Here is a 17526-nt window from a genome sequence, read left to right on the forward strand (position 1 = left end):
ATCACTCCAATCATACGGTTTATAAATAGTGTATGTTGTTCAGAAGTATCTATCCATAGTTTAGCATATAATTGGAGGCAATACAATTAAATTATTTTGCAGGAGCGTCCGTCAGACCGAGAAGATATTCGCAGGAAACATTAAATACTTCGGCCAGTGCGACAACTTCGTAGTCGGGAACGAAACGTGTGCCTTGTTCAATTCGCAGGATTGCCAGATCATTAAAATCATATCCTGCAAGTTGTAATTTGGCAGCGAGTGTTTTCTGAGTAAGATTATGAGCCTTTCGTAATTCTTTTACCCGTTGTCCTATTCTGTTTTTACTGTTCGTTTTTTTATCCCAATAAATAATCATTCTGATCCTCAAAAGTTTCTAAAGATGAAGTATTATTATTGATTTTAAGGAAAAATATTGTTACTATACTTCTAAAGATGAAGTTTTTGGAAAGTTTATTTGATTTTTGAAATAAGAAAATGATAATGCTGCCTGTAATGAGAAATAATTCTAATGAGAGGTGGAAAGAAGATGAATGAATTTTATGAAGCAGTATCGAATTTATTTGAGGAATTGCGCTGTGACTTCGGAGAAAGAGAATATACAGTACAGCCGGAAGAATGGAAAGAAGCAGAGAAGAATTTGAAACAAATACAAAAGAAGCTGCCACTACATCTGGAAAAAATCCCAGAGCGTGAGCAGAATTTCTGGAATAAATATCTGGATCAGTTAGAACATTTCCATTATGAAGAGGAGCAGCGGGCTTATTACCAGGGAATGATGGATGTAGTTGAGTTTCTTATTAATATAGGGGCAATAAAGAAATCCACGAATGTTAAGAGAATGATAGAAAAATATGCACGTTAAGAGTGGCGGTATGGGAAACCATACCGCTTCTTCAGAATAATTCAGATAGAATTCAAATGAATTTCAGGGATCTTGTTTATCGTGGTCTGTAGGAATTTTGTATGTGCGCAGGTATGCTTCTACGATGGCAAGGATAGCGGTAATTTGCTCATCGTTGCATTTTGACAGGTACATGAGCAGGCGTTGATAATCAAGATTATCTGTATGATTGTTTGGATAAAACAATGGTTCAGGAGGAACATTTAAAGCGCGTACCAGTTTTCTGATTTTATGAAAACTGGGAACTCGGCCCCCATTTTCAATTTCCTTTAAATATCGGCTGGACATTTCTGCTTTTTCAGCTAATTCTTCATAAGTCAATTTTTGCTCGTGTCGGGCGTTCTTAAAAAACAATCCCAGTTCTTTATCTGTTTGTTTTGGCATATGATACACCTCCATGTTTAGTGTATAGTTCCCTTTCTTGAAAGAAAATGAACTAATATTTCACTAAAAAAGAGGGTGATATTTCACTTTTTAAAAGACATATAAAATTCTGAATTTCCGTAAAACAGATCCGGAGGTATAGGAAAGATTAAGAATTTTATTGTCTGGTATCATATCCGTCATTACGTGACGGATGAAATAGATAAATAGTTCAAAAAAGCAAATAAATTTCTTTACCTCAAAAAGTGAATTATATGCCACAAAAAATGATGGCAAAATATTATCTTTTGATATAAATAGCGTCCGATGGGCTAAAAACTACCCATTTCATTAGACCATCCGTTTTTATTTGAAAATAGATTTAGGACAGGATTTACTAATCTTTCGCAACATTTATGTCCCCGGGCAGGCATGATAAAATAGAGGTAGAAAGGATAGATAAAGGAGGTTTTGAAGATGAAGATACTGCTGAAAATATTGGTCGCTCCATTTGCTTTAGCGTTGTCCCTTCTGGCGGCTCTGCTGGTGTTCCTGTTTGGTATTTGTGCCGTCCTGCTGACGATTGCCTCTGTGATTCTGGTGGTGCTGGGTGTCGTTCTCTTTTTCACGCCGACGCCCATAGGCGGGATTGTATTTCTGTTTCTTGCCTTCCTTCTTTCGCCGTATGGACTGCAAGCGGCGGCGGGCTCCCTTCTTTGGGCGCTGGACGGAGGCAAATCCGCTCTGTACCGGTTTCTGGCAAGTTAAGCAGCCTCGGGCCATACTGGCCCGAAGTTGGGGCGGTCTGGATGGGCCGCCCCTTTCTCATGGAAAGGAGGGATGATTTTTGGCTACCACAACTTTGTTACAGCGCCATGCGGGCGAAGGCGAAACGATTGCTGAGGCAATCCGGGATTGTCTGGACTATGGCAAGGACCCGGAGAAAACAGAAAGCAGAAAGTATATCTCCGCTTATGAATGTGATCCGGCCACCGTGGCGGACGAGTTCCTTTTGGCAAAGGCCAGCTATGCCGCTATGACGGGCCGGGAACAGAAAAAAGAAAATGATGTGCTGTGCTATCAGATACGACAATCCTTCTATCCGGGCGAGATCACCCCGAAGGAGGCGAACCGTATCGGCTATGAGTTGGCTATGCGCTGGACGAAGGGGCGGCACGCTTTTATCGTTACCACGCATACCGACAAGCAGCACATCCATTGTCACATTTATTACAACTCCACCACCCTTGACTGCCCCCGGAAATTCCGAAACTTTTGGGGCTCCAGCTTCGCCCTCCGTCGGCTCTCTGACAGGCTGTGCCTTGAAAACGGGCTATCCATCGTGGAGAACCCGAAGCCCCGGAGCAAGGGTAAGTATCGGAATTATGGAGAATGGCAGAAAGAACGAAAAGGACCGCTTTCCTATCAGGACAGGCTGCGCCTCGCCATTGATACTGCGCTGGCGGAGCACCCCGCTGATCTGGACGAATTTCTCAATTTGATGAAGCGGGCCGGGTATGAGGTCAAGAAGGTTCGGGGCGGCGGTATCAGTTTCCGGCTGACCGGGCAAGGGCAGGAACGCTTCACCCGTCTGCGTGCCTCCACGCTGGGGGACGGCTACGACTTGCAAGATGTTCTGTCCGCCATTGAGGGCAAAGAAAAACGCCCCGGACATTCGGAGCGGAAAATCAGTCTGGCGGTGGATATTCAAGCAAAACTGGCTGCCGGTAAGGGACCGGGATATGAACGCTGGGCGAAGGTATTTAACATTAAGCAGATGGCCGCTGCCCTTGCCTATATACAGGACAATGGACTGACCGATTATGAGCAGTTGGCACAGAAAGCCACCGAGGCGGCAGACCGTTTCCATGCCATTTCCGAGCAGGTCAAGCATACGGAACAGGCCATGAAAACCAATGCCGGGCTAAAGGCCGCAACGGTTCAGTATGCCAAAACCCGCCCAGTCTTTGAGCAGTATAAGGCGACGAAGTACAGCCGGAAATTCCTTGCGGAGCATGAGGCCGACCTTGAACTGTACCGGGCTGCACAAGCGGAAATGCGCTCTCTGCTGGGCGGGGCGAAGCTCCCTAAAATGGATGTGCTGAAGGAGGAAGGCCGCAAGCTCACAGCAAAGAAAAAACAGCTCTATGGAGAATACCAGAAGGCACGACGGGATATGCAGGAGATCGTCACGATCAAGGCGAACATTGACACTCTGATGGGCTACGCCGAGCCGGGAAGAAAGCAGGAAAAGGAGCGTTAAGGTTATGAAAATAAGGAGCAAAGCGACGCTGACACTTCGGGCCATATTGGCCCGAAGATACGGGTTTGGGGCGAGCCCCAACAAGCCGCCTTTGTGCCACTTGTGGCCACAGAGGCATTGCTTACCATTTAGCGACACCTCTAAAATAGCACAAAAAACAGAGGCTCTTATTTCTAAACCTCCGTTTCTCTGGCTTTCTTGAGCCCTTCGGCTGTGGCCTCCATGACAACTAGCTCCTTTTCATTCATGGAGTTGAGAAGTACATCAATGTGCTTTCTGCAACTGTGTTCGTCCCGCTGTTCTTCCCGGTAGAAAAACTGGTCTACGGAAATATCGAACATGGTAACGAGTTTGAAAAATAAATTGAAGCTGGGATGTTGTCCCTTGTTTTCAATATTCATAATCGTGCGGTCTGTCTTGCCGACCAGCTCCGCCACATAGGCCTGTGTCCAGCCTCTTTCTTCTCTAGCTTGTTTGATTGCCAGCCCGAGCCCATGAAAGTCAAACCTAATTTCATCTTGGTTCATTCTCATATCACCCTATATCATTGTACATTTCGGGTTGAATTATGAGAATGTAATGGAATTTGATGTTAAGTAGCATTTTATTCCACTATCAAATAGCCACATGATTGAATATAGCAAACGATTGTGATAAAGTTGATACGAATATGCCATAAAATTATATTCTGCAAATTGATCAATGTTAAAGAGAGGTATTTTATATGAATTACACAATTCTAATAGTTGATGACGATATGGCTATCAATGATATGCTTGTTAAATATCTTCGGAAAAATGGTTATATAACATATTCTGCTTATTCAGGAACAGAAGCCCTTCTTTTTCTTGAAAAGCAAAAAGTTAATCTGATTATTTTGGATTTAATGCTTCCCGGTCTTTCTGGTGAACAAGTTTTAGCAGAAATAAAGAAAACAAAAAATGTACCTGTAATCGGTCTATCTGCAAAAGAAGATTCTAAAAGTAAAATTTCCTTATTGAAAAACGGTGCTGATGATTATGTAACGAAACCCTTCGATATAGAAGAACTACTTGCAAGGATTGAAACGATTTTGCGACGGATTTATGAAAATCAATATACATCAAATTCCTTGTTATGTTGTGGCGATTTAAATTTAGATACAATAGGAATGGAGGCCACTCTAAAAAATCAAAAATTGCCCCTTACAAAAAATGAGTTTGCTATATTGAAAATGCTTATGGAACATCCGCAACAAGTATTTACGAAAGATATGATTTATGAGCAATTATGGAATGAAGCTTTAGAAGGAACTGAAAATGCTATCAATGTTCATATCAGCAACTTACGCAAAAAAATTGCTGCAATAGATAATAGTAAATCGTATATTAAAACGGTTTGGGGAATTGGGTTTAAGATGGACATATAATCTTTATGAAATCCTTAGATTTAGAAAATAATTTACTTAAACTTATCCCTTACACTAAAACCACAAGGAGGGATATATCATGGAATATATACTAAGAACGAACACAGTATCTAAAAAATACACAAATTATTATGCTGTTGATAAAGTATCCATTTCTATTAAAAAAGGCGAAATATATGGCTTGATTGGAGAGAATGGTGCTGGTAAGTCTACTTTAATGAAAATGATTGCAGGTTTGGTTGAACCATCAGAAGGCTCTGTTGAACTATTTGGAAATTTTGTTCCCCAGACTGAGCGTTATCGTATTGGTTGTGTGATTGAATCTCCGGCACTTTATGCAGAATTAACCGCAAAACAAAATTTGGAAGTATTTAGAAAAGCATATGGACTGTCAAGTAAAGAATCTGTACAACAAATTTTAAAGCAGGTGGGTCTGTCACAATATGAAAATAAAATTGTCAAAAAATTTTCATTAGGTATGAAACAGCGTTTAGCCATTGGCGTTGCCTTGTTGGGAAATCCTGATTTTCTGATTCTTGATGAACCTATCAATGGCTTAGATCCGACTGGAATACAAGATATGAGGAATTTCTTATTAAAACTAAATAGGGAAGAACATATTACCATTATGATTTCCAGTCATATCTTGGGGGAATTGTCAAAAATTGCAACAAAATACGGCATTATTAAAAATGGCAAGCTGATTGAAGAAATTACTGCAAAAGAATTAAATGAAAAATGTCAATGTTGTTTAAAAATTAAGGCATCAGATACTGCACAGGCCGCTATTTTAATAGAGAAAAATCTCCATACTAAAAACTACGAAATTCTTTCCGATAATAATATTCGGATTTTTGAATATGTAGACAATCCCGGAATTGTAAACTCCTTACTGGTTAATCATGGAATTGCTGTTGATGAATGTACTGTAACAAAGGAGTCACTGGAAGATTACTTTAATGAAAAAATGAGAGGAGGCATAGTCAATGCTTAATTTAATTAGAGCTGATTTTTATAAAGCGATACATGGAAAAGTCTTGAAAGTATGTTTTCTTATGATGACAGGATGGATATTCTTATGTGCTTATGCACAAAAAGCAACGATTGGCATGAGAGAATATTTGGTAGGTACAGAAGTTTCTGCAAATTACTGGGATTCTTTTTTTAATTATTACCCAGTTGTATTCCCTTTGATTATTTTTTGCAGCTACTATTTCTCAAATGATTTTCGTCAAGGGACTGTAAAACATTATATAGAAAAAGGTCTGTCACGATGGAGTTACTTCTTCTCAAAATTGGTAATTGGCTGGATTGTATCATTCTTTTTTTTGGTGTCTGCCTTTTTAATTGGTTTGTTATGTAATAAAATTTTTTTTGGAATAAGCGGTCTTACTTTTACAAGCATTAGCAATATAGTGTCCTACATATTCTGTGAGGCATTATATCATATGGCTGTATCAACGCTCGCAATTTCACTTGTTTTTCTCATAAGAAACAGTTCAGTTAGCATGGCAGTTAATGCTTTGCTTATATTTTTGGGTTATCTGGTTCTTCATGGATTGGAAAGTATTTTGGGCTTAGGATATAACATCACAATTTTTTGGGCAAATAGTAATATCAATAAAACAAGAATAGATATGGCAGTTCAATGGCTTCCAACCGCAATTATCATTTTCTTCGCCTATATGATTATATTTGGTGGAGTTGTAGGAACAATTTTCAAGAAAAGAGATATTACATAATGCAGGGAGGGATAATGTTATGAGTGTGGTACTTCAAATATATGCTATCATTGTGACACTATCTCTTATTATTGTTTTATCATTTTACTTGTTTCATCGTAGGGAGGTAACCCGGTTAAGCCAGAAATTGCAAACACTTTTACATTCATTTACCCATGCGGAATTGACATTAGATTTTCCTTCTTCCGATATAACCGATCTTGTAAATGCTTTAAATGAATTGCTTCGAGTTTACCACAAACAAGTATATTCATTACAAAAAAAGGATGAGGCAATCAAAGAAACAATTACAAATTTAGCTCATGATCTTAGAACACCTGTGACTGCTATTCAAGGATATACCCAAATGCTTCTACAATCGCCAGAGTTGTCCGAGGAAGATTTAGATGCAGCAGCTGTTATAAACGAAAGATTGAATGTTTTAAATCAGTTACTAAATCAGTTGTTTGAATTTGCACGAATAGAAGCTGATGAAATGGAATTTTCTTATACTACATTTGATTTAAATGCTGTTTTACGCTCTGTTGCAGTTTCCTTTTTTAAATCTTTTGAGGAACACAAAATAATTCCAGCATTAAGTATTGCAGAGATTTCTTTTCCATTTTATGGAGATGAAAAAGCAGTAACCAGAATTTTTGAAAATATCATTTCTAATGCCTTGTCACATGGGAAAAGTGATTATCATTTTTCATCTTATGATGATAATGAAAATTACCATTTTTCTTTTCAGAATTTTACAGACAGCATAAATGAATCTGATATAGACAAAATATTTAATCGTTTTTATACAACAGATTTATCCCGTTCCCGCAAAACAACCGGTTTGGGTCTCACAATAGCAAAGAATTTAACAGTAAAAATGGGCGGTTCTATCAGTGCTTCTCTAAATAATAATGTTTTTGAAATTGTAGTGTGCTTTCCTAAGCAAAAAGGATAAAAAACTGATGAGCCTGCTTTGGTGGTTAAAAAAAAACGCTTATAAAGTAGGTGTATTGACTATCTTTTTGTACAATTTATTCGTTATATATAATAGAAAGTGCTTTCAGTAGAAAAAGGAGGAAAGAAGTGGATGCAGATTTTCTTTTGATTCACAAAATGAAAAACGGTGATGAAGAAGCTATAGAGGTATTCGTAAAAAAATACTATTCAACTATACGGAATTATTGTCGATTACATACATACACAGACTGTGATGCAGAAGATATTACTCAAGCAACATTTGAACACTTTTTTCGATCATTTAGATCGTATCATCATGTGGGAAAGACTGCTAATTATTTGTATGTGATTGCTCGAAATTTATGTTGGGATAGTTATAAGAAAAAAAGAGATATTGTGATGGAAGAGTTACCAGATAAGGGGGAAAATCCAATTGCTGTAATTGAGAATAAAATAGATATAGACGAATCAATAAAAAAACTTCCAGAAGATTTGCAGGAAGTAGTTATTCTACATTATTTTCAGGATTTGAAATTAAAAGAAGTAGCAGATATTATTGGCATAGGACTTCCTCTTGTAAAATATAGGATAGGAAAAGCAAAAGAATTGTTGAGTGTTTATCTGGGGGATAAGAAATGATGATGACAGTTGATGAAAAATTGCATGTGTATGCAAAAAATCAGAAGGATAGAAATATAGATGAGAAAAAATTACAACAGACCATTATAAAATCGAAAGAAGCATATTGGGATGGAGAAATCGAAAGAAATATGTCATGGTTAGAATTTTTATATCAGCAAGCTTCGTATATACAGAAGCACTGGTGGTTTGCTCAAGGGGCAGTATTACTAATCCTTTGGATGACAATGTTCTTATCAGACAGTAGTATTTATACAAGGCGCTGCATGGGGATTTTGGCACCGAGTTTTGTAATATTGATACTTCCGGAACTCTGGAAAAATAGAAGCAATGGGGCTATGGAAGTAGAAGGTGCAACATTTTTTTCCATAAAGAATATATATGCCGCACGAATGCTACTCTTCGGCATGGTAGATGTTTGCCTATTGAGTGTGTTTTTGATAACCAGCACTTTTGTGTTACAGATTGCATTTATGGATATCTTAATACAATTTATTTTGCCATTGAATGTGACATGCTGCATATGTTTTCGATTACTTTGCAGTAAAGGAGATGATTATGTATCTTCCACATTATTTTCCTGTCTGATTTGGATCGCTGTTTGGACGCTTGTAGTTCTCAAAGATAGTATTTATGAGCATATATCTACATCAATATGGTGTGGAATGATGATATTATCTGTTTTATATTTGTGTTACAGTATTTGGCGAGTATGGAAATGCAGTGAAAGATATTACGAGAGTAATGGGGCAAGTGTATAAAACTATTATGGTGTCAATTACGAGAAATCACACAACGGTCGTAATCAGAGAAATGTGAGGAATTTGATTATGGAATTAGAATTGAAAAAATTAACAAAAGAATTTCAGGAATTTAAAGCAGTTGATGATATCACGCTGACGATGAGTAATGGAGTTTATGGGCTTCTTGGTGTCAACGGTGCTGGAAAAACAACGCTGATGAGAATGCTCTGCACACTTATTAAACCTACTTCGGGAAGCATATTATGTGATGGAAAAGATATTTTTGCATTGGATGGCGAATATAGGAGAATTCTTGGTTATTTACCTCAAGAATTTGGATTTTATCCGGAGTTTTCGGTTCATGATTATTTAATGTATATTGCGTCAATTAAAGGAATGCGAATAAGTATTGCACGAAAGCGTGTAACAGAACTTCTGCGGCAGGTTGGGTTGGCTAAAATGCAGAATAGAAAAATGAAAAAATTGTCTGGAGGAATGAAACGCCGTGCAGGGATTGCCCAAGCTATGCTAAATAACCCAAAGATTTTGATCCTCGATGAGCCTACTGCAGGTCTGGATCCGAATGAAAGGATACGTTTTCGAAATCTGATCAGTGAATTGTCACAGGATCGTCTCGTGCTATTATCAACACATATTGTGTCGGATATTGAATACATTGCCAACCAGGTGTTATTGATGAAAGATGGAAAGATTAGCCATTCAGGAACACAAGAAGAGATTATTCAGTCAGTACCAGTAAAAGTATGGAGTTGTGTAGTTGCAAATAATGAAGTTGAAATGTGGCAAAAACAGTTTAAAGTCTCAAATATGAAAACACTTTCGGATGGAATAGAATTACGCATTTTGTCTGAAAAATCTCCACACTATAATGCGAAAGAGGAAACGATGACTTTGGAGGACATATTCTTATATTATTTCGGAGAGAAAACAGGTGATGATTATGACGTATTATGAAATAAAAAAAGTTTTTTCAAAAAAAGGAAGTAAGGTTACGCTGATATTTATTTTTATTGTAATTTCAGTAGTCTTGTCTTTTATCATCGGGGATAATAAATATGTGAATCGTAATGGTGATGCGGAAAGTGGAATATCGGCTATGTTAAAGGTTCGTGAGTTGAAAAAAGAATGGTCAGGAGAACTGACAGAGGATGTGCTTAGAAAAATTATTGAAGAAAATGTCAGGATTTCACAGACACCGGAAGCTAAGTCGAATGATTTTAGACAGAATGATATAGCATATAGTCAAAGACAGGGTTTCATGGATATAAGGGATTTACTAAATTGTGATTATGGAGAGTTTAACGATTATAATTATTATCTGGCAGATTCTCTTTCTCCTGATGAAGCAGTAGATTTTTATTCTAATCGTATCAAAAATTTGAAAAATTGGTTAGAAACTGATGGAAAGGATCAGTTTTCTGAAAAGGAAAAAAGTTATTTAATAAGAGCGTATGAAAAAATGAAAACCCCTTTATATTATGATTATCAAGCGGGATGGAAAAACTTATTTCAATATTCACCCTCAATAATTATGATTTTGACATTGGTATTAGGTTTCCTTTGTGCAGGTATTTTTTCAGGTGAATTTCAGCTGAAAGCGAATGCAGTTTTTTATTCTTCTTATTATGGCAGAAATAAGGCTGTATGGGCAAAAGTGAAAGCAGGAGCAATCATAATAACGGCTATTTACTGGGCGGTTATGTTGTTATACACTATGCTTGTTTTGGGAATTCTTGGTGTAGACGGAGCAAATTGTCCCATACAGTCTAGTATGAGTGGGTGGAAGAGTATTTATAATATCACGAATGCTCAGGAATATATTTTGATAGTTCTTGGTGGATATCTGGGATGTTTATTTATGCAATCTCTAACTATGTTGGTTTCTGCGAAGACAAACTCATCAGTAATAGCGGTAATCGTGCCTTTTATTTTGATTTTTCTTCCATCATTTTTATCAGGAACAAGTCTACCATTATTAAATAAAATTTTGGGACTTCTTCCAGATCAAATGCTTCAAATGAATCAGGTAGTTAAATTTTTTAACTTGTATGAAATCGGAGGAAAAGTGTTTTGCGCAGTTCCTATTTTAATAATATCGTACTCCATTCTGCTATTATTGATTGTTCCAGTTATTTATTTTATATATCGCAGAAAAGAAGTTTATAATTAGATGAAGAAACATCTGTTAGAGGGAGTGAAAACATAGGAAAAATATTATTATTATCGTTTAAAGATAGTGAAGAAGAAATGATAGAGTCTGTTCTTGCTGCTTTGAAAACTGGACGAAATATATATTGTGATGAAAAAAATATAAATCCATTGAAAATACATTATGGAGATATTGTTATTTTATTAGCCACAAGAGAATTATTCCGAAAGCAGAAAAAAATAGATTTGTCTTTTACAGAGTTTGAAATTTTGCATTTATTAATGCGAAGTCCTGGAAGAGTGTTTAGTAAAGAACAAATATATGATATAATCTGGAATGAACCCTATTCGGGTGATTACAATGTTGTTATGCGACATATCTGCAACATTAGAGAAAAGATAGAAGATGATCCTGGACATCCGGTATATATACAAACGGTGCGCGGTGTAGGATATCGGTTTAACGGAAATTTAGGCAGCGAGTGAAATCGCTGCCTATTATAATGGGCAAAGAGACAGAGACATATCTCTCGTCTAGGTGTCTCTTTCTCGATAAAATCAGAAATACTCATGTTTGTTGCGATAGCTTTTTCCGACAGAATTTCATATTCTGTTTCACTCATACGTAGATGAACGCCTTTGGTTTTGATAAGGGATTCGCCTTTTTTGGGTCGTGTCATAAATGCTCCTCTTTGCATAAAGGTTCCGCATAAGGAAATTTTACAGCTTGCTGTGAAAGCAAGTGATGGAGAATCATCACGCTGTGACCATGTAAATGGAAACCAATACGCATATCTTTGATTACGGTCGAGGGTATGGGGAAACGAAATCCCCATCAAGTTGCAAGTAGCCAGTAAACCCGGAAAAGGGTTATTGTGCTACATTGCGAAACTTGCTCTAAAAATGATTGATTTATTATATAAGCCGATTTACAGAAAAAAGGAGAAGGACAGCCTGGATACATAAGGGATTTTTGAATAAATTGTTGATATTTTAAATGTCATGTGTTAATATAATCATAGACCGTAGGAAGGCATGGGTAATGCCCGAATCCAAATATTCCATTGGCGGGATTAAGAATGGTATATCCATTCTTTTTTTTTACTATGAAAGAGGGTGCTGCAAATGCCGAATACTGAGTTACCAATGGATTTAGAATCCCAGGTTGTATTAATGAAAAAATATATCACTTTTCGTCAGAGAAAAAAGATGAGAGAATTTCTTGGTTATGCAGGTTATTTCAGAGCAAGCCGTTATGGAAAATTTCTTTTGACACAAGTCAATGCGTTTGGAAGTAAGGCGAATTCAAAAGTTTTCTTTGAACTATATGATTTTGATGTGCAATTAAGGTTATTATTATTTAAGTATTGTAAGAAAGCAGAGGTTCGTTTTAAAAGTGCGATTGCCAATGCTGTTTCGTTAAAGACCGGAGATGCAGGCTTTTATTTGGATAGACAATACTACACACCTACTAAGAGCGAGAAAGATAAAAAGACCAGAAATAGAAATATAACTTTTTTTAATACGAAATTTTTTGCCAATTTAACAAATGATGAGGAAAAACTCAGACGAGATGTTGTAAAACATCCGGAACTAAGGGAGTACCGTAAAGGGGGAACTCGCCAAAACAATGTATTACCTGTATGGGCAGCATTTTCTTATTTTGAAATGGGTACGATTGTGATGATTTATTCATATTTGCGTGGCGACTTAAGAAAAGAGGTGTTGGATTATACATATTCTGCTTCCAACTATAAGAAAGAAGTAACAAAGCAGATGGATACATGGTTGGATGCTGTTAGAAATTTAAGAAATTATTGTGCACATCATTCGATGGTAGTTGGCATGACTTCTTCTGTGGTAATACCAGATAATAGAGATAGCACAGATGTTCTTCCGGATAATACAAATTTGTATTCAAGATTATATGCTTTAAAGAAAATATTACTGCAGCAAGATGCTGATATGTTGATGAACGAATTAGACAGACTCATTTCCAGGACAAAAATTGATGTATATAAAATGAATATATTACCAGCAAACTGGAAAGATCTATATGATAGAATACTGTATTTGTAGGGATAATAAATTGACTTGAGAATATAATAAAAATGACCGTAGGAAGGCGTGGATAATGCCTGAATCCAAATATTCCATTGGCGGGTAGGCAGCTAAGAAGAACTAGCTGCCTATTTTATTTTACAAGTTGCGAAAAGACGCATTATAGAATTTTTATATTTCGATTAAAACAAATTTTTTTCATAGTCCCTAACTGCAGGATGTAGAATTACGTGAGTTATTATAAGTATTTGAAAAGAAATGAAAAAAATTTTTTTGTGGTGAACTTTTTTGAGTGTGTAGTGGTTATATAAGGTGTAAAACGTTTTATGATTGGAGAAAACGCTATGAAGGACAGCGAGTTAATTCAAAAAATGCATAGCGGGAATAAAGAAGCAGTCAGTATTATTGTTGAACGATATTATGCAGATATTTATCGCTTTTGTTTATATATGGTTCAAACAGAGAATGATGCTTACGATATTGCTCAGGAAACTTTTTTAAAATTTATGAAATATGGAACTTCCTATAAACATCATAATCTCAAAGGGTATCTCCTGACCATTGCAAGGAATATATGTTTCAACTATTTCCGTGATAAGAAAGAAAAAGTAGCAGTCATAGAAAAGGAAGAGATTGATAAAATTCCAAATTGGAAAGATATGTTGATTGAAGTGGAGGATGCTGTTTATTTGAAAAATTTATTAAAGAAACTTTCTCAGGATACGAGAGAAGTTATTATTCTTCGCATTTATGAAGAAATGAAATTTAAGGATATTGCAAAGATTATGGGGTGCAGTGTTTCTACTACAAAGTCAAGATTTCGATTAGGCATAAATCAGTTAAAAAAGCTAATGGAGAATGATTATGAGAAATAGCGAAATAAAGGCTCTTTTTGAAAAGGCAGAGGAGCAAATTCAGGTTGATGAAATAAGAAAACAAGAAACTTATAATATGATGCTTGAGACAATGGAAAAGCAGAGAACGCCAATGATGTCTATAAAAAATATTTTGCTTCATCAAATTTGGTACATGGATAAAGTTTTTTTTATTATTTATGGTGTTATTATTTGCTTGGGAATTGTTTCTATTGCAGCATTACAATACATTGGGGTGAATCAAAATGAGATAATTATTGCATGTATGGTTGGAGCAGGCATTCTGAGCGTAGTATCTATCAGTATAATTGATAAAGTATTTTTTGGAAGAATGGCGGAGTTAGGAGAATGTTGCTATTTCAATACGAAGCAGTGTGTGGCTGCGTGGTTGGCACTGTCAGGTATGATAAATATTGTGCTGTTGCTATTTGTGACTGGTTATTTAAGTTACTTCCAGAAAGTTGGCTTATTACAGGTTGGTTTATATATTCTGACTCCATATCTGATGTCAAATATAGTTGCATTAGGAATTTTATCAATAGAAAAAAGGGGAAAAAGTTCACTTTTGTTTTGGATGAGTTCAGTTTTTCTGTCAATATGTTATATAGTGATTGGTTCGATTCCGAAAATACTTTTGGCAACTGCTCTTTGGATATGGGGAATAGCCTTTTTAGTATCAGGATTTATATTTGTAATACAGGTAAAGAAATTACTGAGTCAAATAGAAAAAGGAGAAATATTATGCATGAATTAAGGTTGCTGGATATACAGAAAAAATATAAAGATAAAGAAGCAGTTAGAAAATTTAATTATACATTTACCAATGGTGTGTATGGACTTCTGGGAGAAAATGGTGCGGGAAAAACAACATTAATGAGATTAATTTGTGGTGTTTTGCAGCCAACGGGAGGGAGTATTTATTGCGATAATATTGAGATAGTCAGTATGGGTGCAGAATATCGTAAGCTGTTAGGTTATTTGCCGCAAGATTTTGGATATTATGGTGATTTCACGGCAGAACGTTTTTTACGATACATGGCAGCATTGAAGGCACTACCGGAAGATTATGCTAATAGTCGTATTGATGAACTTCTGGATATGGTGGAATTAAAAAATGTGAAAAAGAAGAAACTCAAGACTTATTCAGGAGGCATGATACGAAGGATAGGAATTGCACAAGCACTTTTGAATAATCCTGAGATTTTGATTTTAGATGAACCTACGGCAGGGCTTGATCCGAAGGAGAGAGTACGTTTTCGAAATGTGATTAGTTCGCTTGGAAAAAACAGAATGGTTTTACTGTCTACACATATTGTATCTGATATAGATTATATTGCAGATCGTATTTTAATTATGAAAAACGGAGAATTGATCCAGGAAGGAACAGAGAAAGAGATTACGGATAAAGTGGAAGGATGTGTTTGGAAGTGTATCGTGTCTGAAAAGGAAGCAGGACAGATAACCAGTAGTTTTATTGTAAGCAATATGAGAAGCAGAGGCGAAAGTGTTGAATTAAGAATTGTTTCAAAAAGGCAGCCGGTGGTAGGTGCGGAAAATATAGAAAGTACACTGGAAGATGCATATCTTTATCATACACAAATAACAGGGGAAGAAAAAAATGCGACTTTATAAGACGGAGCTTTTTAAACTTTTTTATAATAAAATATTTAAAATAGGAATTTTAGTTGTGACAGGATTGATACTTCTGTATTTTTGCTTTGCTGAGGTAGGTGGAGAAATAGCGACAGTAGATGGAAAGTTTTATTCTGGTTATGAAGCAGTCCAGATAAATCGGAAAATTACGAAAGAATTTGAAGGTGATCTGACGGATGAAAAAGTAAATCAAATAATTGAAAAATATGGATTGCCTGCAAAAATTGAAGAAAATATGCCAGGGTGGAGAGATGGAAATTTTTTAAACGATTTTGTTACAGAATATTTTACCAATGGTGCGTGGGAAAACGGTGTACTTCCAACGGAAAAATATTCTCTGGAGGAAACAGAATTAGGAAAATTTTATGATGAAATTGGGAAAACACCTTATTTGGCATATACAAGAGGATGGAAAGTATTTATCGAAATTCTTCAGTTTGGATTGATTTTGGGAAGTATATTGGTTATCTGTGAAGTATCAACTGTTTTCGCACAGGAAAGCCAAACAAAAATGCTGCCATTAATTTTCAGTACACAGGAAGGAAGAAGAAAGGATGTTTGGGCTAAAATTTTTGCTTCTTTCACATTTACTGTTTTCATATTTGCGTGGATAGTGGTGGTTAATTTGATCCTATGTTGGATGGTATATGGATTGAATGGATTTAATAACATATCGTGGATAATACTTTCGCAATATATGCGTCGACCTATATTGTTCTTGAAATATTTAGGAATTTTATTAGGATTAGCTTTTCAGGCATTTTTATCATTATGTGCGCTTACACTATGCGTCTCAGCATATCAAAGCAGCTCTTTTGGTGCGGTAATTATTGCTTCTATATGCTGGGGACTTCCTGCATTGATAAGAATATTTTTTGGAGGAATCATATGGATTATAGTAGATTCTATGCCGATTTTTCTTATTATAAACGTAATTATAAATGACATATATGAGATATGGTATATTGTGTTGGGAATAAGTATTTGTTTTGCCGTAGGATGTTTGGTAAAAGGACTGGTATTTTATAAGTCAAAGCAATTTTCATAAAAATGAGTGATTCGTTACAGATGTGAAAAGGGGTGATTACTTGGGAAAATTTTAATACTATCGTTTGAGGATGGGGAAGAAAATATTATTGATCAGATATTATCATGCGTAGATGAAAAAACAAAAATTTTCAAACAAGACATTGTTGAAAATAAAAACCTGTGCTTTGAGGGACTAAGTATAGACAAATATAGGCGAGTAGTGATCCATGGTGAAACTGAAATTGAATTGACTTATACAGAATTTGAAATCTTATTGCTATTAGCACAAAATGCCGGAATAGTGTTCAGTAAAGAGCAGATTTACGATTGTGTCTGGAAAGAACCATATTTTGGCGATTATAATATTGTTATGAGTCATATCCGTAACCTACGTGAGAAAATAGAAGATAATCCAAGTAAACCAATGTACATACAGACAGTGTGGGGAGTTGGGTATCGCTTTAATAAAAATTTAAGCAGTGGTCTGTGAAAATATTCCAGATCACTGCTTATTTTTCCTTTTTAACACCCAAGAGATATTCACAAGATACATGAAAAAATTTAACTAATGATACAGACGGCGTGAAAAGTCAAGATATTCTAGCGGAAAATTGAAGAAAATCAGAAGAATGCCAGGAAGACTTTCCTATGGAAATTTAATCGTACAGACGTTAGGAAAGTGTGGGAAATTTCGTCTGTGTCATGACATAGGAAGTGTTTGCTAGGTATCCTTTCATGCAC

General features: G+C 36.0%; 21 protein-coding genes. 18 read left to right on the plus strand and 3 right to left on the minus strand.

The window, feature by feature from the left end; translation table 11 throughout:
- Nucleotides 1-91: 91 nt before the first annotated feature.
- On the minus strand, nt 92-355 hold the full coding sequence (locus tag LJE09_RS13475) for a helix-turn-helix domain-containing protein (protein ID WP_015541275.1): 264 nt from the start codon (nt 353-355) through the stop codon (nt 92-94).
- A 171-nt stretch (nt 356-526) separates the two neighbouring features.
- Between LJE09_RS13475 and LJE09_RS13480 the strand changes: the two genes are divergently transcribed.
- Nucleotides 527-862, plus strand: a complete 336-nt coding sequence (locus LJE09_RS13480; protein WP_022214380.1) for a hypothetical protein — start codon at nt 527-529, stop codon at nt 860-862.
- A gap of 63 nt (nt 863-925) precedes the next feature.
- Here LJE09_RS13480 and LJE09_RS13485 read toward each other — a convergent pair whose 3' ends face one another.
- The gene (locus LJE09_RS13485; protein WP_015524620.1) at nt 926-1285 is read right to left on the minus strand and encodes a helix-turn-helix domain-containing protein; all 360 of its coding nucleotides are present in this window, start codon (nt 1283-1285) and stop codon (nt 926-928) included.
- Between the two features lie 456 nt (nt 1286-1741).
- Between LJE09_RS13485 and LJE09_RS13490 the strand changes: the two genes are divergently transcribed.
- Together LJE09_RS13490 and LJE09_RS13495 are read left to right on the plus strand one after the other, a co-directional pair.
- Nucleotides 1742-2032 (plus strand): CD1845 family protein, encoded by a 291-nt coding sequence (locus LJE09_RS13490; protein ID WP_118409645.1) that lies wholly within the window; start codon nt 1742-1744, stop codon nt 2030-2032.
- A gap of 79 nt (nt 2033-2111) precedes the next feature.
- A complete protein-coding gene (locus LJE09_RS13495; RefSeq protein WP_173700272.1) occupies nt 2112-3527 on the plus strand; it encodes a relaxase/mobilization nuclease domain-containing protein in 1416 nt (471 codons plus the stop codon).
- Nucleotides 3528-3700: 173 nt separating this feature from the next.
- Here the strand turns inward: LJE09_RS13495 and LJE09_RS13500 are convergent, their stop codons facing one another.
- The gene (locus LJE09_RS13500) at nt 3701-4054 is read right to left on the minus strand and encodes a helix-turn-helix domain-containing protein (RefSeq protein ID WP_334303162.1); all 354 of its coding nucleotides are present in this window, start codon (nt 4052-4054) and stop codon (nt 3701-3703) included.
- Between the two features lie 197 nt (nt 4055-4251).
- Here LJE09_RS13500 and LJE09_RS13505 point away from each other — a divergent pair, with 197 nt between their 5' ends.
- The 15 genes from LJE09_RS13505 (at nt 4252) to LJE09_RS13575 (ending at nt 17275) form a co-directional block, all read left to right on the plus strand.
- Nucleotides 4252-4935: a response regulator transcription factor gene (locus LJE09_RS13505; RefSeq protein ID WP_025579569.1), complete on the plus strand. Its 684-nt coding sequence runs from the start codon at nt 4252-4254 to the stop codon at nt 4933-4935.
- Between the two features lie 79 nt (nt 4936-5014).
- Nucleotides 5015-5929, plus strand: a complete 915-nt coding sequence (locus LJE09_RS13510) for an ATP-binding cassette domain-containing protein (protein WP_044996577.1) — start codon at nt 5015-5017, stop codon at nt 5927-5929.
- On the plus strand, nt 5922-6677 hold the full coding sequence (locus LJE09_RS13515; protein ID WP_227311445.1) for an ABC transporter permease: 756 nt from the start codon (nt 5922-5924) through the stop codon (nt 6675-6677). Before LJE09_RS13510 ends, LJE09_RS13515 begins: the two co-directional genes overlap by 8 nt.
- Before the next feature lie 19 nt (nt 6678-6696).
- Nucleotides 6697-7614 carry a sensor histidine kinase gene (locus tag LJE09_RS13520; protein WP_227311446.1) on the plus strand — a complete coding sequence of 306 codons (918 nt, stop codon included), beginning with the start codon at nt 6697-6699 and terminating at the stop codon, nt 7612-7614.
- A 128-nt stretch (nt 7615-7742) separates the two neighbouring features.
- On the plus strand, nt 7743-8255 hold the full coding sequence (locus LJE09_RS13525; RefSeq protein ID WP_227311447.1) for an RNA polymerase sigma factor: 513 nt from the start codon (nt 7743-7745) through the stop codon (nt 8253-8255).
- Nucleotides 8252-9016, plus strand: a complete 765-nt coding sequence (locus LJE09_RS13530; RefSeq protein ID WP_173700104.1) for a hypothetical protein — start codon at nt 8252-8254, stop codon at nt 9014-9016. Before LJE09_RS13525 ends, LJE09_RS13530 begins: the two co-directional genes overlap by 4 nt.
- A 69-nt stretch (nt 9017-9085) precedes the next feature.
- The gene (locus LJE09_RS13535; protein WP_173700102.1) at nt 9086-9973 is read left to right on the plus strand and encodes an ABC transporter ATP-binding protein; all 888 of its coding nucleotides are present in this window, start codon (nt 9086-9088) and stop codon (nt 9971-9973) included.
- Complete coding sequence (locus LJE09_RS13540) at nt 9960-11189, plus strand: ABC transporter permease subunit (RefSeq protein WP_226840162.1); 1230 nt, start codon at nt 9960-9962, stop codon at nt 11187-11189. The genes LJE09_RS13535 and LJE09_RS13540 overlap by 14 nt, the downstream gene beginning before the upstream one ends.
- A gap of 77 nt (nt 11190-11266) precedes the next feature.
- Nucleotides 11267-11653, plus strand: coding sequence for a winged helix-turn-helix domain-containing protein (locus LJE09_RS13545; RefSeq protein ID WP_005426528.1), 387 nt, complete (start codon nt 11267-11269; stop codon nt 11651-11653).
- 639 nt (nt 11654-12292) lie between these two features.
- Nucleotides 12293-13246 (plus strand): Abi family protein, encoded by a 954-nt coding sequence (locus LJE09_RS13550; protein ID WP_118633000.1) that lies wholly within the window; start codon nt 12293-12295, stop codon nt 13244-13246.
- A gap of 308 nt (nt 13247-13554) precedes the next feature.
- The gene (locus tag LJE09_RS13555) at nt 13555-14103 is read left to right on the plus strand and encodes an RNA polymerase sigma factor (protein WP_226839769.1); all 549 of its coding nucleotides are present in this window, start codon (nt 13555-13557) and stop codon (nt 14101-14103) included.
- Complete coding sequence (locus tag LJE09_RS13560) at nt 14093-14857, plus strand: hypothetical protein (RefSeq protein WP_226839770.1); 765 nt, start codon at nt 14093-14095, stop codon at nt 14855-14857. Before LJE09_RS13555 ends, LJE09_RS13560 begins: the two co-directional genes overlap by 11 nt.
- Nucleotides 14845-15735: an ABC transporter ATP-binding protein gene (locus LJE09_RS13565; protein WP_118632997.1), complete on the plus strand. Its 891-nt coding sequence runs from the start codon at nt 14845-14847 to the stop codon at nt 15733-15735. The genes LJE09_RS13560 and LJE09_RS13565 overlap by 13 nt, the downstream gene beginning before the upstream one ends.
- The gene (locus LJE09_RS13570) at nt 15722-16804 is read left to right on the plus strand and encodes an ABC transporter permease (RefSeq protein WP_118632996.1); all 1083 of its coding nucleotides are present in this window, start codon (nt 15722-15724) and stop codon (nt 16802-16804) included. The genes LJE09_RS13565 and LJE09_RS13570 overlap by 14 nt, the downstream gene beginning before the upstream one ends.
- Before the next feature lie 201 nt (nt 16805-17005).
- Nucleotides 17006-17275 (plus strand): winged helix-turn-helix domain-containing protein, encoded by a 270-nt coding sequence (locus LJE09_RS13575; RefSeq protein WP_330410728.1) that lies wholly within the window; start codon nt 17006-17008, stop codon nt 17273-17275.
- The last annotated feature ends 251 nt before the right edge of the window (nt 17276-17526 follow it).

Source organism: Blautia sp. DFI.3.45 (assembly GCF_020593505.1).
Classification (GTDB): domain Bacteria; phylum Bacillota; class Clostridia; order Lachnospirales; family Lachnospiraceae; genus Blautia_A; species Blautia_A wexlerae.

Excerpts from the sequence above, each read along its gene's own strand:
- LJE09_RS13475 (WP_015541275.1), bottom strand. The coding sequence starts at position 355 with ATGATTATTTATTGGGATAAAAAAACGAACAGTAAAAACAGAATAGGA.
- LJE09_RS13480 (WP_022214380.1), top strand. The coding sequence starts at position 527 with ATGAATGAATTTTATGAAGCAGTATCGAATTTATTTGAGGAATTGCGC.
- LJE09_RS13485 (WP_015524620.1), bottom strand. The coding sequence starts at position 1,285 with ATGCCAAAACAAACAGATAAAGAACTGGGATTGTTTTTTAAGAACGCC.
- LJE09_RS13490 (WP_118409645.1), top strand. The coding sequence starts at position 1,742 with ATGAAGATACTGCTGAAAATATTGGTCGCTCCATTTGCTTTAGCGTTG.
- LJE09_RS13500 (WP_334303162.1), bottom strand. The coding sequence starts at position 4,054 with ATGAACCAAGATGAAATTAGGTTTGACTTTCATGGGCTCGGGCTGGCA.
- LJE09_RS13505 (WP_025579569.1), top strand. The coding sequence starts at position 4,252 with ATGAATTACACAATTCTAATAGTTGATGACGATATGGCTATCAATGAT.
- LJE09_RS13510 (WP_044996577.1), top strand. The coding sequence starts at position 5,015 with ATGGAATATATACTAAGAACGAACACAGTATCTAAAAAATACACAAAT.
- LJE09_RS13515 (WP_227311445.1), top strand. The coding sequence starts at position 5,922 with ATGCTTAATTTAATTAGAGCTGATTTTTATAAAGCGATACATGGAAAA.
- LJE09_RS13520 (WP_227311446.1), top strand. The coding sequence starts at position 6,697 with ATGAGTGTGGTACTTCAAATATATGCTATCATTGTGACACTATCTCTT.
- LJE09_RS13530 (WP_173700104.1), top strand. The coding sequence starts at position 8,252 with ATGATGATGACAGTTGATGAAAAATTGCATGTGTATGCAAAAAATCAG.
- LJE09_RS13535 (WP_173700102.1), top strand. The coding sequence starts at position 9,086 with ATGGAATTAGAATTGAAAAAATTAACAAAAGAATTTCAGGAATTTAAA.
- LJE09_RS13540 (WP_226840162.1), top strand. The coding sequence starts at position 9,960 with ATGACGTATTATGAAATAAAAAAAGTTTTTTCAAAAAAAGGAAGTAAG.
- LJE09_RS13545 (WP_005426528.1), top strand. The coding sequence starts at position 11,267 with ATGATAGAGTCTGTTCTTGCTGCTTTGAAAACTGGACGAAATATATAT.
- LJE09_RS13550 (WP_118633000.1), top strand. The coding sequence starts at position 12,293 with ATGCCGAATACTGAGTTACCAATGGATTTAGAATCCCAGGTTGTATTA.
- LJE09_RS13555 (WP_226839769.1), top strand. The coding sequence starts at position 13,555 with ATGATTGGAGAAAACGCTATGAAGGACAGCGAGTTAATTCAAAAAATG.
- LJE09_RS13560 (WP_226839770.1), top strand. The coding sequence starts at position 14,093 with ATGAGAAATAGCGAAATAAAGGCTCTTTTTGAAAAGGCAGAGGAGCAA.
- LJE09_RS13565 (WP_118632997.1), top strand. The coding sequence starts at position 14,845 with ATGCATGAATTAAGGTTGCTGGATATACAGAAAAAATATAAAGATAAA.
- LJE09_RS13570 (WP_118632996.1), top strand. The coding sequence starts at position 15,722 with ATGCGACTTTATAAGACGGAGCTTTTTAAACTTTTTTATAATAAAATA.